This window comes from Protofrankia sp. BMG5.30 (assembly GCF_001983005.1).
Lineage (GTDB): Bacteria > Actinomycetota > Actinomycetes > Frankiales > Frankiaceae > Protofrankia > Protofrankia coriariae.
On sequence record NZ_MOME01000014.1, the window covers coordinates 1 to 15731 of the forward strand.

Below are 15731 nucleotides of genomic sequence, written 5' to 3' on the forward strand. Positions count from 1 at the left end.
ACCGAACAGATCTGCCGTACCGAACAGATCTGCCGTACCGAACAGATCTGCCGTACCGGCCATACCGGCTGTATCGAACAGGCTGGTCATGAATAGCTCCGGCGGCTGTCCGGTGCCGGTACCTGAGCGCCCTTGTAGTCGACCGGTACACCGCCGAGCGGGTAGTCCTTGCGCTGCGGGTGGCCGATCCAGTCGTCCGGCATCATGATCCTTTCCAGGCCGTCCCGGCCGGAGAAGACRATGCCGAACAGGTCGTAGGTCTCCCGCTCGTGCCAGTCCGCGGTCGGCCAGACATCCATGACGCTGGGGACGGTCGGGTCGTCGTCGGCCACCGAGACCTCCAGCCGGACGCGGCGGCGCCAGGTCATCGACGTCAGGTGGTAGACGGCATGCAGCCGGCGTCCGGTCGGATCGTCGGGATAGTCCGCGCCGGAGACCCCGGAGAGCAGCTCGAAGCGCAGCTGAAGGTCGTCCCGCAGGGTCTGGGCGACCGCGAGCAGATGGTCGCGCCGGACGTGCAGGGTCAGCTCCCCGCGGTCGACGACCACCCGTTCGAGCGCGTCGGTGAGCTGCGGAAAGGCACGCTCGAGGGCGTCGTAGACGGTGTCGGCGTCAGCGTCGCCGAACGGCCGGGAGCTCGAGGCGAGCACCGGCGGGTTGCGGACCAGACCGCCGAAACCGGAGGTGTCACCGGAGCCGGAAGCTCCGAAGGCGTCCTGCCGACGCGGCCCGCCCCTGCCCGACGCCGCGCCGGCCGCCGGTACGAGCTCGCTCATGACGCCGCCTCACCAGTGGAATCCTCGCTCCCGGCACGCCGGCCGGCCGATCCGGCCGATCCGTCCGGCCCGGCGGCCGGCGGCAGGCGCTTGGTCCGGCCGAAGACCGACTCCGGGGGGATGGCGGCCGGGCGCCGGTCGTCGAGGGACGGCTCGACCGCGCCGACCCCGGCCGGCGCCGGAGCGCCCGCCGGCAGGCGGAAGCGCTTGCGGTCGTTGACCGACAGCGTGCGGGTGTCGACGGCACCGGCCGGCAGGCCCGCGCGCGCCGTGGCCACCTCGATCGGCTTCGGGTAGGGCGACTCGCCGACCTTCGTGTAGGCGACCTTGCCGGTGATCGTGCCGGCCAGGATCTTCTCGTGCAGCTTCAGGATCGCGTCCATGAGCATCTCCGRCCGCGGCGGGCAGCCCGGCAGGTACATGTCCACCGGGACGATGTGGTCGACGCCCTGCACGATGGCGTAGTTGTTGAACATCCCACCGCTGCTCGCGCAGACGCCCATGGACAGCACCCACTTGGGCTCGGGCATCTGGTCGTAGATCTGGCGCAGCACCGGGGCCATCTTCTGGCTCACCCGACCCGCGACGATCATGAGGTCGGCCTGCCGGGGGCTGGCCCGGAACACCTCCATCCCGAACCGGGCGAGGTCGTAGCGGCCGGCGCCGGTCGACATCATCTCGATCGCGCAGCAGGCCAGGCCGAACGTCGCCGGCCACAGGGAGGACCGCCGCGACCAGTTGGCCATCTTCTCGACGGTGGTGAGCARCAGGCCGCCGGGCAGCTTCTCTTCTAGTCCCATTCCAGGCCTCCCCGCCGCCACACGTAGGCGTAGGCGACGAAAACGGTCGCGACGAACAGCACCATCTCGACGAGCCCGAAGGTCCCCAGAGCGCCGAACGCGACCGCCCACGGATAGAGGAAGATGATCTCGATGTCGAAGACGATGAACAGCATCGCCGTCAGGTAGAACTTCACCGGAAAACGATGTGGGCCAACCGGCTCGCGCGGCGGTTCGATTCCGCACTCGTACGCGTCGAGCTTGGCGCGGTTGTACCTCTTCGGGCCGACCAGCGCGCCCGTGATCACAGATCCGATCGCGAACGCCGACGCGATCACTAAAAGCACGAGGATCGGCACGTAGTTCGACAGCATGCCGAGCTCCTCTCTACAGGTCCGATGYGGGACGTGGCAGTTTTCGGTTCGCGGTTTTCGGTTCGCTGTTCCGGTTCGCGGCCGTGGGCTCACCGCTGGCCGCCGGGACGCGACCGGCCGCCGGGACGCGGCTGGCGCGGCGAGGACGGCCGGCTCACGGCGCCGACACCGATCACGGTCACCGGTTGTCCCGACTCCGGTCGCCGGGTGCCGCCAGGGAGCCTACGCGACGCCCGCCCCAGACGCGCGGACCGGTTTCCCAGCGGCGATCCGGCGGGCGGAAAAAGCATGATCGGGCTGCCGTTGGCCCCCGGAACGAGCGAGCGTCAATGCACGCCCGCCGCATGTCCGGCCACAAACCGATGCTGTCGATGCGGCCACCGGTCTGTTCACCGGGCGGAAGCCGTGTGCCGGAAAACCGTGACCCCGTGTTTCGCCAGTGCCGCAACCATCCGCTCGGGCCACTCGGGCTGCTCAGGTCGCGGGCGCGAGCCGGGACATAGCGTTGATCAGGCGGTCCAGCGCATCACCCCCTCGCGGGTCGGTGAGATTCGCCAGCAGCTTCAGGGTGAAGCGCATGAGCGTCGGTCGCGGCAGCCCGTAACGGGTCAGTATCCGCATCACGGACGGGTTCCCGATCAGTTCGACGAACACCCGCCCGAGTGTGTAGTAGCCGCCGTAGCGTTGCCGGAGAACGTCCGGGTACGCCTGCAGCGCCCGCTCCCGGGCCGGCCCCTGGGAGCGGGCCAGCGCCTGGACGGCCACTTCGGCCGCGAGCCGTCCGGACTCCATCGCGTAGGCGATCCCCTCGCCGTTGAACGGGTTGACCGTCCCGCCTGCGTCCCCGACCAGCAGCAGGCCGTYGCGATAGTGCGGCGCGCGGTTGAAGGCCATCGGCAGGGCGCCGCCGCGGACCGGCCCGACCGCGTTCTCCTCGGTGTAGCCCCACTCCGGCGGCAGCGCGTTGAGCCATCGCCGCAGCAGGTCCCGGTAGTCGGTGTGCTGGAAGGCGCTGGTGGTGTTGAGCATRCCGAGCCCGACATTGCTCGTCCCGTCGCCCACCCCGAAGATCCACCCATAGCCGGGCAGCAGCCGGGACGCGCCGGGCTTTCCCTCCCACAGCTCCAGATGGGACTCCAGGTAGTCGTCATGCGTGCGGGGGCTGCGGTAGTACTGGCGCACCGCCACCCCCAGCGGACGGTCCTCCCGGCGGCGGATGTCCAGCGACAGCGCCATCCGCGCGCTGTTCCCGTCCGCGGCGATCACCAGTGGGGCGTGGAAGGCCAACGGCTGCCCACCGCGGGACGCCCTGGCCTGCACCCCGACGACCCGCCCGGTGCGCTCGTCGCGGATCGGGCCGGTGACGGTGGTCTCCTCCCGTAGCTGGGCGCCGGCCTTCTCGGCGTGCCGGGCGAGCAGCTCGTCGAAGTCGAGACGGGGCCGGACCAGGCCGTAGTCCGGCCAGTTCGCCAGCTCCGGCCAGGGCAGCTCGAGCCGCAGCCCACCGCCGATGACACGCAGGCCTCGGTTGCGGGCCCATCCGGAACCGGCCTGAACCGTGCCGGTCGCGCTGGCCGCCGGACCAGCGGTGGCACCGGCGTCCGCGGGCGCGCCGGTAGCCGCGGCCGTGCCGGTATCCGCGGGCGCGCCAGTACCAGTGCCAGTGCCGACGCTGGTGCCAGGGCCGGTGCCCATGTCGGCATCGGTGCCGGTGTCGATGCCCATCTCGATCAGGCTGCGCACGGCACGGGGGGTCAGCCCGTCACCGCAGACCTTCTCCCGAGGGAAGCGGGTCTTTTCCAGCAGGACGACAGCGAGCCCGGTCCGGGCCAGGTGGCAGGCGGCCGCCGAGCCGCCGGGGCCGGCACCGACGACTATGACATCGGCATGCTCGGCCTGGACCGCTGTCATGATCACACATCTCCGGATCGCCGGTTGTATTCCCATTTGCTGCGCTGCCGCCGCTCGTGAAGGTTTTCACGAGCGCAACGGCGAGTCTAGGCCCTGCGCCCGTCGTCGGCACAGGCGCCAGGATCGCGCCGACCCCCGCGCCGCGCCGTCCGGCCGGCGCACACAGGCGACACCAGCCAAACAGCTGAACAAACAGCGGACAACAGACGTCAATTTTCACTGATAGTAGCCAGAAAAACCCAGATTTTACCGGACATACCGCATATTCGGGTCCGCGCGACAATCACGGCCGACAATCGACACGGCCAACAATCGACACGGCCGGCAATCGACACGGCCGGCAAAGCCATGGCCGGCAAAGCCATGGCCGACAGGCGCTGGCCGACAGCCCATGGGTCGACAGGCACGACCGGCCGGCACCCGGTCGTGCGCTCCCACCTCCGCCGGCTCCACCGCCCGCGCCGCGCCCATCGGGCCCACCGGACTTACGGAGCCGGCAGGCCACCGCACCCCGCACCCCGCGTGCCCGCGGCCGGCCCGGACGGCAGGCGGCCCGGCCGGCCGGTCTGCCCAGATCACCCGCTGAATGGTGGACGATGCACCGAACGACCATGGGCGTACTGGAAAGACAGTGATTGATCCCGCACGCTGAGGTGCTGCGGAGCATGGGTCGCGCCGTCTCTGATGCGATCCTCTCGTAGAGCCGCATCCACACCGGATGCGCCGGACAGGAGCAGAACACAGATGAGCCGCGAGACCGTGACGCTGTCCACCGCGGACGGGCCCATGCAGGCCGCCGTCGCCCACCCGGCCGACAGGCCTCGAGGCGGGGTCGTCGTCGTTCAGGAGGCGTTCGGGCTCACCGACCACATCGTGGACGTGTGCGACCGGTTCGCCACCGCCGGCTGGCGCGCCATCGCGCCAGCCCTCTTCCACCGGGTGGGCTCGCCGGTCTTCCCCTACGGCGGGGACTTCACCGCGGTCCGGCAGGCCATGCAGACACTCAACAGCCTCGACATCCTGGAGGACGTCGACGCGAGCATGGCCCTGCTCGCCGACGAGGGGACCGCCGTCGACCGCATCGCGGTGGTCGGCTTCTGCATGGGCGGGTCGGTCGCCACCATCGCGGCCGTCCACCGCCCGCTCGGGGCCGCCGTGAGCTTCTACGGCGGCGGGCTCGCCGAGGGCAGGTTCGGCGAGGCACCTCTGATCGAGATCGCGCCCCGCCTGCAGGCCCCCTGGCTGGGCCTGTTCGGCGACCGCGACCAGGGCATCCCGGTGGAGCAGGTCGAGGCCCTCCGGTCGGCCGCGCGGGAGGCGGCCGTGCCCACGCAGGTCGTCCGCTATCCGGATGCCGAGCACGGGTTCCACTGCGACGCCCGGCCCGCCGTGTACAACGCCGCCGCGGCCGAGGACGCCTGGGCCCGCACCCTGACCTGGCTGGACGCCCACATCCCAACCTGACCATCCGGACCCGCCCGTCCGCCCGTCCGATCGACCGGCCCGCCTGGTCTCTCAGCCCCGGTCATCCGGGCCGCCACCGGCCGGCCACCAGCCGGCCACCGGCCGGCCACCAGCCACTGCCAGCCACTGCCGGCCAGGCCAGGCAAGCCGTCAGGCCGGACGCCAGGCGCGGTGCAGGGCCACGATGCCGCCGGTGAGGTTGCGCCAGCCCACCCTGGTCCAGCCCGCGCCGGCGATGCGGTCGGCAAGGGCCGACTGGTCCGGCCAGGCCCGGATCGACTCGGCCAGGTAGACGTACGCGTCCGGGCTGCTGCTGACGAGCCGGGCGAGGCCGGGCAACGCCCGCATCAGGTACTCCGTGTAGACCGTGCGCCACGGCGCCCAGGTCGGGCGGCTGAACTCGCAGATCACCAGACGCCCGCCCGGACGGGTCACCCGTGCCAGCTCCGCCAGGCACACCTCGACGTCGACCACGTTGCGCAGGCCGAACGAGACCGTCACCCGGTCGAAGGAGGCCGCCGCGAACGGCAGCGCGAGCCCGTCCCCGGCGACCAGCGCCACCGCGCCACCGCCGGGGGCGGCCGGGCGCTGACGCAGGCGGTGCTGCCCGACCCTGAGCATGCCCAGCGAGAAGTCGCAGGCCACGACCGAGGCGCCACGGGCGGCGAACGCCCGCGACGAGGTGCCGGTACCGGCTGCCAGATCCAGTACCCGCAGCCCCGGGCGCAGGTCCAGGGCGTCCGCGGTGGCGCCGCGCCAGGTGCGGTCCAGACCGGCCGAGAGCACCGCGTTGGTCAGGTCGTAGCGCCGGGCGACACCGTCGAACATGGCCGCGACCTCGTCCGGCCGCTTCTCCGGCCCGGCCACCCGCGCCGGAGCCTCACCCACGGGGCCCGCCGGGCTCCTCGTACTTCGCATGCTTCTTCCCAGGCTCCCCGTAATTCTTTCCGGGACTCGCGGGCTTCGCGAACTTCCCAGGTCCTCCGGACCGCGCGGGCTGCGCGCTCTTCGCAGGCCCTGCGGACGTTGCCGGCCTGCCGGTCCTGTCGTATTTTCCAGGCCTTCCCCGCGCTCCGGGCCTGCCGCTTCCGCTCGGCTTCCCGGGCTTCCCGAGCTTCCCGGGTCTTCCAGGATTTTTCGGTTCTCTGGATTTTTCGAGCCTGCCGGGATTTCCGGATCCGCCGGGCCCGCCGGGATGGCACTCACCGCGACACCGCCGCGGTTCCGGCACCGTCGGTGAATCCGGCCCCGGGGCCGGCCCCCGGCCCAGCCGTGGGCACGACCGCTGGTCTCCCGGCCGCGGTGACGGGCGGCGAGGAGGCGGCCGCGGCGATGCCGGCGGCCAGCGGATCCGTACGGGCGGCCGTGGCCAGCGCCGCGGCCACGGCGTCCCAGTCGGTGCCGGCGCCGATCGCCGCCAGCCGCTGCCGCGTCGCGGCGTCACACAGCGCACCGGCGACACCGGCCTCGTACAGGTCACGGGCGGACACGCCCAGCGCTGCGGCCACAGCGTGCTCACGGCCGATATCGGTGTCGAACATGGCCGGGTCGTCGGTGGCCAGCGAGCAGCGCACCCCCGCGTCGACCAGCGCGGGCAGGGGATGCCCGGCAAGATCCGCCACCGAACGTGTCCGCAGGTTGGACACCGGGCAGACGTCCAGGACGATGTCCCGATCGACGAGCTCCGCCACGAGACCGGGATCGTCCAGGGCGCGGATGCCGTGCCGGATGCGGCGCGCGCCCAGGGCGTCCAACGCGCCGCGGATCGAGGCCGGCCCGCTGCTCTCCCCCGCGTGCGGGACGGCGGCCAGACCGCCGTCGGCGGCGATGGCGAACGCCCGCGCGTACGGTTCGGGCGGGTGGCCGGCTTCCGGCCCGCCCAGCCCCAGGCCGACGATCCCCCGGTCGCGGAACCGGACCGCCTGACGGGCCACCTCGCAGGCCTCCTCCGGAGGCAGGACACGGTCGATGTCGGGGGTGAGGCCCATGTGCAGGCCGAACCGTTCGCGGGCCTCTGCCACCCCGTCGGCGTAGCCATTGAAGATCTCTTCCCAGGAGATCCCGCGCCGGACGCGGAACCACGGGGAGAAGATCCCCTCCACGTAGACCGCGCCGTGCGCGGCCGCCTCGGCGGCATAGTCGACGACGACCTGACGGAAGTCCTCGGCGGTGCGCATCACGTGCGTGGTGAGGACCCAGACCTCGATGAAGTGGTCGAAGTCCCGGAAGCGGTACAGCTCGGTGAGCTCCTCGACCGTCGTGGCCGGCAGTGTCTCCCCGTTGCGCCGGGCCATCGCCAGCAGGGTCGCCGGACGGACCGTGCCCTCCAGGTGAACATGCAGTTCGATCTTTGGTCCGGTGGGCGGTCCGGTAGGCGGGCCAGCGGGCACGGTCACCCCGACAGGCTAGCCGTCCCCTCCCGCCCAGGTGCGCGGACAGCCGCCCTCCCCCGCCCCGCCGGGCGCCCAGGCACGTGCCCTCGAACGGAGCCGTGACGTCGAAAACATGGGCGCGGGAGGGCCGTGGAGCACGTCACCGCACCTCTCGCGTGCTCCTCCAGCCGCTCGGGGCAGCCTAGGTGGTGGCGACGATCGGTAGGGCGGTCGAGGAGAAGTGTGAGGCCACCCGGTCGTCCACGGGGTCCTGCGCCGGATCGCGGTGTACGACCAGGTGCTGGTAGAGGGTGTCGCGCTGCGCCGRTGTCCGGTCGGCCGCGCGGATGAGGTGGATGAGTTCGGTGCGGTTGGTCCGGTGCCGGGCGCCGGCCGAGGAGACCACGTTCTCCTCCAGCATCACCGAACCCAGGTCGTCGGCGCCCATGTGCAGGGTGAGCTGGCCGACCTCCTTGCCGGTCGTCAGYCACGAGCCCTGCAGGTGCGCGATGTTGTCGAAGAACAGCCGGGCCACCGCCACCAGCCGCAGGTACTCGATGGTCGACGCCTGGGTGCGTCCGCGCAGGTGGTTGTTTTCCGGCTGGTAGGTCCACGGGATGAACGACCGGAAGCCACCGGTGCGGTCCTGCACGTCACGGATCATCCGCAGGTGCTCGATGCGCTCGGCGTTGGTCTCCCCGGTGCCCATCATGAACGTCGCGGTCGACTCAAGACCGAGGCCGTGAGCGGTCTCCATCACCGACAGCCACACGTGCCCGGGTTCCTTCAGCGGGGCGATCGCGTGCCGGGGACGTTCGGTGAGGATCTCCGCACCCGCGCCGGCGAAGCTGTCGAGCCCGGCGTCCCGCAGCCGGACGATGACGTCGGTGAAGCTCAGCCCGGACGTCCGGGCGATGTGGACGACCTCGCTGGCGCCCAGCGAGTGCAGCGCCAACTGGGGGTAGACCCGCTTGATCGCGGCAAAGGTGCCCTCGTACCACTCGATGCCGAACTCGGGATGGTGGCCGCCCTGGRGCATGATCTGGGTCGCGCCCAGCTCGACGGCCTCGCCGCATCTGGTGAGGATGTCGTCGACGTCGCGGACCCAGCCCTCCTTGTGGCCGGGCGCCCGGTAGAACGCGCAGAACCGGCAGGCGGTCACGCACACGTTCGTGTAGTTGATGTTCCTGTCGATGATGTAGGTGACGATGTCGTCCGGGAAGCGGCGGCGGCGGGCGGCGTCGGCGGCCCGGCCGAGCGCGTGCAGCGGCGCCCTGGTGTACAGCAGCAGCGCCTCGTCGGCGGTGATCCGCCCGCCGTCCGCGGCACGCGCGAGCACGGACGAGACCGTCTGGTCGCCGGCCGCCGCTGTTCCCGCGGCCGCCGCCGCTGCGGTCGGGGCTGACGGGCCCGCCTGCGCGGACGGGGAATCACTGCCGGCATCCACAAGGCTCACCCTGCGATGGTACGGCGGGCCACCTCCACCCGGCGCCGATCCCGCCCCGTTCGCACTCGCCCCCGGCCCGCCGTACTTCCTCGGCCACCTCCGTTTCCTGGGCCGTCTCCTCGATCGCCCGGCTTCCGGGCACCATCCCGGCCGCGCGTCACGATCACCAGCCCGGCCACCTCGCCAACGGGGCCATCGATACCAACGGGGTCGTCGATACCAACGGGTCGTCGGCCGACGCACCGCTCGGCACCTACCGGCGATTTCGCCCGGCATCTACCGGCGATTTTGTCGGTACCGTCCGCCAGACCTCGGTACCGTCCAGCGGACCAATGAGGCGCAGGCATGTTCCCGACGGTGAGCGTCCGGCACCGAGCCGGATTATCCGCCGGCCCACCGAACCGATGACACGACCGGCTTCTTCCTGATTTCTCCCGTCCTGCCGGAATATCCGCGCTCCGGATCACCGGCGGGGAAAGAGCACCGTAAATGCCCGCGTGCCACGCCGACGCCAACGCGCATGTTGAGGCACCTCACTCTCCGATGCGGCAGGATGAGTAAAAAATTCTTCCGGTGGCTCTGTCCGACCCCTGCGCATCCGGTCCGGCCACGGCCACATGGCACCAGGAGTCGCATGTGGACGCACTGACCACTACTGGCCCTGACGGCTCGACATCGGCGGATGTCGACACCGACATGCTGATCATCGGAGCCGGCCCGGCCGGCCTCTTCGGCGCCTACTACGCCGGATTCCGCGGGCTGTCCGTGACGGTGATGGACTCGCTTCCCGAGGCGGGCGGTCAGGTCACCGCAATGTACCCGGAAAAGGTGATCTACGACGTGGCCGGGTTCCCCGCGGTACGGGGCCGGGAGCTCATCGCCGCCCTCGTCGCCCAGGCCGGCGCGTTCTCCCCCAGCTACCTGCTCGGCCAGCAGGCAACCGAACTGGCCCACGAGGCCGACGCCGTCGTGGTCACCAGCGCGCAGGGGACACGGGTGCGGGCGAAGGCCGTTGTCATCACCGGCGGGCTCGGGACGTTCACGCCGCGCCCACTGCCCGTCGGCAGCGATCATCTCGGTCGCGGCCTGGTCTACTTCGTCCCGAAACTGGACGTCTACGCCAACGCCGACGTCGTCATCGTCGGCGGGGGCGACAGCGCCTTCGACTGGGCGCTCGCCCTGGAGCCGCTGGCCCGGTCGGTGACTCTCGTCCACCGGCGGGACCGGTTCCGCGCACACGCGCACACCGTCGAGAAGGTGCTGTCCTCCAGCGTCGAGGTGCTCACGCACACCGAGGTCGCGGCCATCCACGGAGACAACCAGGTGGAGAAGGTCGAACTGGTGAACAACAGGTCCGGCGACCGCCAGGTCCGCCCGGCCCAGGGGATCGTCGCCGCCCTCGGGTTCACCGCCGATCTCGGCCCCCTGACCCGCTGGAACCTGACCGTCGAGAAGCGTCACATCGTGGTGGACACGACCATGGCGACCGGAGTCGAGCGGGTCTTCGCCGCCGGCGACATCACCGAGTACCCGGGCAAGGTGCGTCTGATCGCGACCGGTTTCGGCGAGGTAGCGACCGCGGTGAACAACGCGGCACCGATCATCGACCCGTCCGCCAAGGTCTTCCCGGGCCACAGCTCCGACGACGGCCCCGCCGCCTGACACCCCAGAGCACCGCCGGGGACGCCTGGGCCCCTGATGACCCGGGCGTCCTGATGATCCGGCATGCGCCGTCCACGACGGCCGCGTTCTCTCCGCACGCCCTCCGTACCGCTCGGATGTACCGCCCGAAGTTGTTTTACATTGTTCAAAATTATTTGACGTTGTTCGATTCGGCCRTGCGGGTTCGACGCCGTGCGGCCGCATCCACAAACGACCCGCCGCCCCGGGCGGGCGCCCTCCGACGGAGGCATCCTCCACGCCGTCCGGCTGAATCGCCATCCGACCGGACCCCGCACGGCCAGACCTGGCGACGCAGCCACCGACCGGAGGGGGCAGCCCGACAACGACATCACCGACCTGGCTGACGACGCCTGGGCCCACCGTCACACCGATGAGTCATCCGGCGGGATCAGATCACCGTCCGGCACAACGCCGCCGTTATACGACGAGACCACCATTCACCCTCGGTGGTCGCCCGACGAATGGGCCATTACCGTCAAGCAGCCAGCGGCGGTGCGACCGGTACCCCCCGATATCTCCCACGTGATCACATCCTGGCGGGGGCGGCCAGCGGCGGTGCGGCGGTGCGGCGGTGCGGCGGTGTACCCGTACTCCCGACGAACGCGCCATTACCCGACGAGCGCGCCGCCGGCGCAAACTGGTGGGCATGCGGGGTCTACTGGTGATCGGGCACGGCTCACGGCGGGACGAGGCGAACGCAACCGTCCGCGAGGTCGCCCGCCTGCTCACCATGCCCGGCCGGGCCACTGCCGCCGCACCCGGCGCACCCAGCCAAGCCGTGACCGCCACGTCCGGCCGTCCCACAACCTCTACTTCTGGTTCCACATCCGGTCAGGTCACACCTCCCGCACCCGGCCAGGGCACACCCTCCGCAGCCGGCCAGGCCGCGGCCTGCGCGCTCAGGCAGGAAGMGGCTTCCGCGCTCGGGCGGGGGGCAACTCCCGTGCTCGACCCGTCCGGCTCGTCCCGCCTGTCCCACCCGTCCGGCCGGTCCAGCGCTTCCGGGCCATCCGACACTTCCGGGTCGTTCGATGCTTCCAGACGTGTGACGGGCCCCATGCGCGATCCGGCAACGGGCACCGTATCTGACGATCTTGAGGCCTCGTCCTGCGAGTTCGAAACCCCGTATGCCGAGCCCGGTCCTGGCGTGACGGGTGGTCACCGTCAGATCCGCTGGCACGCCGTGGAGCCGGCCTTCCTGGACGTGGTCCAGCCCGACATCATGACCGGCTACGCCAACCTGGCCGCCGCCGGCTGTACCGAGATCGTGGCCCACCCGTTCTTCCTGTTCGACGGCAGCCACACGTCGCGGGACATCCCGGCCGCCCTCGCCCGGGCCCGGGAGCGCTTCCCGCACACCCGCTGGACGCTGACCGCGCCGCTCGGGCTGCATCCCGGCGTGCTGACCGCCGTCACCGCCCGCATCGACGACGCCCTCACCGGCCATGCCTTCGCCCCGGACGAGCCCTGGCCGGACGGGCTCCGATGACAGCGATGACAGATATCACTTAATACATCACTGGATGTGATGCTCGACGACGGCGGTGGCAGGCACCGACCCGCTCACACCAGGCTCGCGCCCACTCCGAACGGGCTCACACCCCGACCAGACCCCCGAACACCGATCAGCCGACCACCCGCCTCGTCTCACCCCACCCTGCCCCGTCCCGATCAGGACAATCCCCAAACAGGACAATGAGGGTCGAAACGGCTGCCACAGCGACCGTTTGATCCCTCGTTCGTATGGTCCGGCAGTATTCGGTCATCTGTTTTTGATTGATTTCGGGACGGATCCGCGTTGGCTGGCCGACGCTTCAGCCGAGCGGGCCCTGGTGACGGCGTCGGCGACCGCCGCGGCCAGGGGATGGATGCCGGGCTCGGTCGCCACCGCGTCCACCCGGACGCCGGCGCGCCGACAGGCCTCGACAGTGCGCCGCCCTATCGCGGCCACCATGATCCCATCCGGTAGGGAGCCGTACAGCGCGACGGTCGCGCGGACCGCGGTCGACGACGCGAACGCCACCGCGTGCAGATCGCCGTGCCGGATCTCCTCGACGATCCGCGGGTCGGGTTCGGCGACAACATCGGTCAGGAGGCTGATCCGACGCACCGTTTCCGCTCCGGCGGGCGGCGACGCGGACGCGCACACCACCACCCGGACGCTGCCGCTCACCACCCCGGAGCCGAGTGGCAGCCGGCGCCTGTCCCGCCCGCGGGAAGGCTCCTCCGTGCTCCGCACATCAGCGGACTCCGTGCTCCGCGCACCGACAGAGCTCGTGCCCCGCACGTCAGCGGATGATCCCGCCCGCTGCGTGCCAGCGGGCTCCACGGTCCGCGGCTGTGCGCCGCGCGTGTCGGCTGGCTCCGAGCCACCGGCGGGCCCCGCGTCACAGGCGCTGACGGGCAGCCGGACGCAGGACAGCCCAAGGGCCTCCAACGCGACCTCCGCCTCGGCGTCGGCGGCCACCAGCACGAGCCCGGCAAGCGCCCGGATGTCGTGGCCTGCCCGGCGCAGCAGCGCGACCACCGCCGCGACCTCCGCGACACCCGCCAGCACCAGCGCGTCCGCGTCGGTGAGCGCAGCCAGCAGCGGCGCCGGGTCGGCCACCGGCCCGGGACGCGAGACCGTGCTCTCCACGGCGTCCGCGCCGAGCGCGCGCAACCGGGTGACCAACAGCCCGGGACGCGGTCTCGTCCGCGGGACGAGAACCCGGACTCCCGCCAGCGGACGGCCGGCACCGGCGTCCACAGCCGGCGAGCCGGCGGCGGATCCGTACGGATCATCATAACTGTCCGTTGTGCCGTAAATATCGGCATTGCGGAGACTGTCGATGTCATCGCCGGGGCTGTCGGTGTCACCGGGGCCGGCTCCATTCCAGAAGCGCGGTCTCACCGTCGCCCGGTCCGGCCGGTTGTTGGCGTCGCAGGGGCCCGCACCGTTGCCGCCTGCGGCGGTGTCGGTGCCTGCGGCGGTGCCGGTGCCGGTGCCGGTGAGGCTGTCGCGGCTGCCGTCGCCGTTGACAGCACGGGGACGGCAGCCGTGGCTGCCGCTGTCCGGAGGCGGGAGGATCCGGGGTACCGCGTCGTGACGGGCCGCGACGTCACCGATCACCACAACAGCTGGTGATCGCACACCCCGCGCAACCGCGTCGACCACGATCGTGTCGAGGGTGCCGCGCACGACCCGCTGCGCCGGCGTGGTGGCGCGTTCGATCACCGCGACAGGCGTGTCGGGTGACCGCCCGCCCTCGATGAGGGCCGCGGTGACGTCGGCGAGCCGGGCGACCCCCATCAGCACGACGATGGTCATCCGGGACGCGCCGAGTGCCGCCCAGTCGATGGTGGAGTCGGGATGCCCTGGCTGCAGATGACCGGAGACGACCGCGACATCCTGCGCGACGCCACGGTGGGTGACCGGAATACCTGCATAGGCGGGGGCCGCGAACGCCGAGGTCACTCCCGGGACAACGGTGCAGCGCACCCCGGCGAGCCGGCACGCCTCCGCCTCCTCGCCGCCACGGCCGAGCAGGAACGGGTCCCCGCCCTTGAGCCGGACGACCCTGCGGCCCGCGAGTGCCCGTTCGACCAGCAGCGCGTTGATGCCCTCCTGGGTGCGAGTAAGCGCGCCAGCGCTCTTGCCGCTGTAAACAATCTCCGCCTCGGGCCGGACGTATCCGAGAACGTCAGTGGACACCAGGCGGTCGGTGACGACGACATCGGCCGCACCGAGCAGTTCCCGACCGCGGACAGTGAGCAACCCTGGATCACCAGGCCCTGCCCCGACCAGCCAGACCTCCCCGTGGGGGCGCTCCGGGCCGTTCACGATCTCCTGCCCAGGCGGGTCAGCCCCCGGTAGGTCATCACCCTCACCGCCGCCGTACCCGCCCGTGGGCCAGGGCCGAGCGGTCCGACCTCCCGGCACCTCACCAGCCTCACCTCAGCCCCACCGCTGCCGCGCTGACCCTCGCTCATCCCTGCGACGCTACCGCCCACGCGCACCCCGCACCCCGGGCACGAACCCGGCCGGCCAGTAGGTGGAAACCGTTGCTACCACAGCGATTTTCACCTACGGCCGCGGAAGCCGTAGGTGAAAAAGGCTACCGTAACGACGGTTTCCACCTACGACTCCCGCGGCAACTCGCCTCGCCAGGCCGGGGCGGGCAGTCGTCACCGACGGCTTCCGGAAAGGAGATCCGAGACAGCGGCGGAAAGAAGAAAGGCGAAGAGGAACAGGCAGAAGGCTCAGTGGCTCAGTGGATGCCGCATTCGGTTTTGGTTGAACCGACCCAGCGGCCGGCACGTCCCTGGCCGCRCTGGGTGCACGGCCAGCAGCCGACCGAGTCGTAACCGTCGGAGAGCAACGGGTTGACGATGATGCCGTGCTCGCGGACGTAACGCTCGACGTCCTCGTCCGTCCATGCCGCCAACGGATGGATCTTCACCTTGCCGCGGCGCTCGTCCCACCCCACGACCGGCAGGTTCCCGCGGTTGGCGCTCTCGGCCCGCCGTGAGCCCGCCGCCCAGGCCTGGTACGGCGCGAGTGCCCGGTCCAGGGGCACGACCTTGCGCATCCGGCAGCACTGGTCCGGGTCACGCTCGAACAGCCGCGGTCCGTACACGGCGTCCTGGCCGGCCACGGTGAGCTGCGGGGCCGCACTGATCAGCGGCAGGCCGTAACGGTGCCGGACCGCGTCCCGGGTGCCGATCGTCTCGGCGAAATGGTAGCCGGTATCGATGAACACCACCGGGACGTCCGAGCGGATCCGGGAGAGCATGTCGACGAGCACCGCTTCGGCCATGGACGCGGCGACGGCGAGCCCGGTACCGAACCGCTCCACCGCCCAGCCCAGGATCTCCTCGGCCGGCGCGCCCGCCAGCTCGTCGCCGGCGCGTAGGGCCCGGGCCTTCAGTGCGGTGTCCATCAG

The 15731-nt window shown here is 71.3% G+C and carries 12 protein-coding genes; 3 read left to right on the forward strand and 9 right to left on the reverse strand.

Annotation, left to right across the window (positions count from 1 at the left end; translation table 11 throughout):
* Positions 1-86 precede the first annotated feature (86 nt).
* From BL254_RS09045 to BL254_RS09060, 4 genes are all read right to left on the reverse strand, one after another.
* Positions 87-776, reverse strand: coding sequence for an NADH-quinone oxidoreductase subunit C (locus tag BL254_RS09045; protein ID WP_047221542.1), 690 nt, complete (start codon positions 774-776; stop codon positions 87-89).
* Complete coding sequence (locus BL254_RS29320; RefSeq protein WP_076843065.1) at positions 773-1576, reverse strand: NADH-quinone oxidoreductase subunit B family protein; 804 nt, start codon at positions 1574-1576, stop codon at positions 773-775. Before BL254_RS29320 ends, BL254_RS09045 begins: the two co-directional genes overlap by 4 nt.
* Complete coding sequence (locus tag BL254_RS09055) at positions 1567-1926, reverse strand: NADH-quinone oxidoreductase subunit A (protein WP_047221680.1); 360 nt, start codon at positions 1924-1926, stop codon at positions 1567-1569. The genes BL254_RS29320 and BL254_RS09055 overlap by 10 nt, the downstream gene beginning before the upstream one ends.
* Before the next feature lie 477 nt (positions 1927-2403).
* Positions 2404-3840 (reverse strand): geranylgeranyl reductase family protein, encoded by a 1437-nt coding sequence (locus BL254_RS09060; RefSeq protein ID WP_076843084.1) that lies wholly within the window; start codon positions 3838-3840, stop codon positions 2404-2406.
* Positions 3841-4584: 744 nt separating this feature from the next.
* On the opposite strand from BL254_RS09060, the gene BL254_RS09065 reads away from it, so the two are divergent.
* Positions 4585-5304: a dienelactone hydrolase family protein gene (locus BL254_RS09065; protein WP_047221540.1), complete on the forward strand. Its 720-nt coding sequence runs from the start codon at positions 4585-4587 to the stop codon at positions 5302-5304.
* 150 nt (positions 5305-5454) lie between these two features.
* Here BL254_RS09065 and BL254_RS09070 read toward each other — a convergent pair whose 3' ends face one another.
* From BL254_RS09070 to mqnC, 3 genes are all read right to left on the reverse strand, one after another.
* Positions 5455-6192, reverse strand: coding sequence for a demethylmenaquinone methyltransferase (locus tag BL254_RS09070; RefSeq protein ID WP_013875160.1), 738 nt, complete (start codon positions 6190-6192; stop codon positions 5455-5457).
* A 314-nt stretch (positions 6193-6506) separates the two neighbouring features.
* Positions 6507-7700, reverse strand: a complete 1194-nt coding sequence (gene add, locus BL254_RS09075) for an adenosine deaminase (RefSeq protein ID WP_047221539.1) — start codon at positions 7698-7700, stop codon at positions 6507-6509.
* A gap of 178 nt (positions 7701-7878) precedes the next feature.
* The gene (gene mqnC / locus BL254_RS09080; RefSeq protein WP_371390307.1) at positions 7879-9132 is read right to left on the reverse strand and encodes a cyclic dehypoxanthinyl futalosine synthase; all 1254 of its coding nucleotides are present in this window, start codon (positions 9130-9132) and stop codon (positions 7879-7881) included.
* Positions 9133-9819: 687 nt separating this feature from the next.
* Between mqnC and BL254_RS09085 the strand changes: the two genes are divergently transcribed.
* Together BL254_RS09085 and BL254_RS29325 are read left to right on the forward strand one after the other, a co-directional pair.
* Positions 9820-10785, forward strand: a complete 966-nt coding sequence (locus BL254_RS09085; protein ID WP_047221677.1) for an NAD(P)/FAD-dependent oxidoreductase — start codon at positions 9820-9822, stop codon at positions 10783-10785.
* 667 nt (positions 10786-11452) lie between these two features.
* The gene (locus tag BL254_RS29325) at positions 11453-12295 is read left to right on the forward strand and encodes a sirohydrochlorin chelatase (RefSeq protein ID WP_371390309.1); all 843 of its coding nucleotides are present in this window, start codon (positions 11453-11455) and stop codon (positions 12293-12295) included.
* 273 nt (positions 12296-12568) lie between these two features.
* Here the strand turns inward: BL254_RS29325 and cobA are convergent, their stop codons facing one another.
* On the reverse strand, positions 12569-14629 hold the full coding sequence (gene cobA / locus BL254_RS28255) for a uroporphyrinogen-III C-methyltransferase (RefSeq protein WP_052914240.1): 2061 nt from the start codon (positions 14627-14629) through the stop codon (positions 12569-12571).
* Positions 14630-15056: 427 nt separating this feature from the next.
* Positions 15057-15728: a phosphoadenylyl-sulfate reductase gene (locus tag BL254_RS09110; RefSeq protein ID WP_076843067.1), complete on the reverse strand. Its 672-nt coding sequence runs from the start codon at positions 15726-15728 to the stop codon at positions 15057-15059.
* Positions 15729-15731: the final 3 nt, after the last annotated feature.

Coding starts and splice junctions, on each gene's coding strand:
- BL254_RS09065 (WP_047221540.1), top strand. CDS start 4,585: ATGAGCCGCGAGACCGTGACGCTGTCCACCGCGGACGGGCCCATGCAG.
- BL254_RS09085 (WP_047221677.1), top strand. CDS start 9,820: ATGCTGATCATCGGAGCCGGCCCGGCCGGCCTCTTCGGCGCCTACTAC.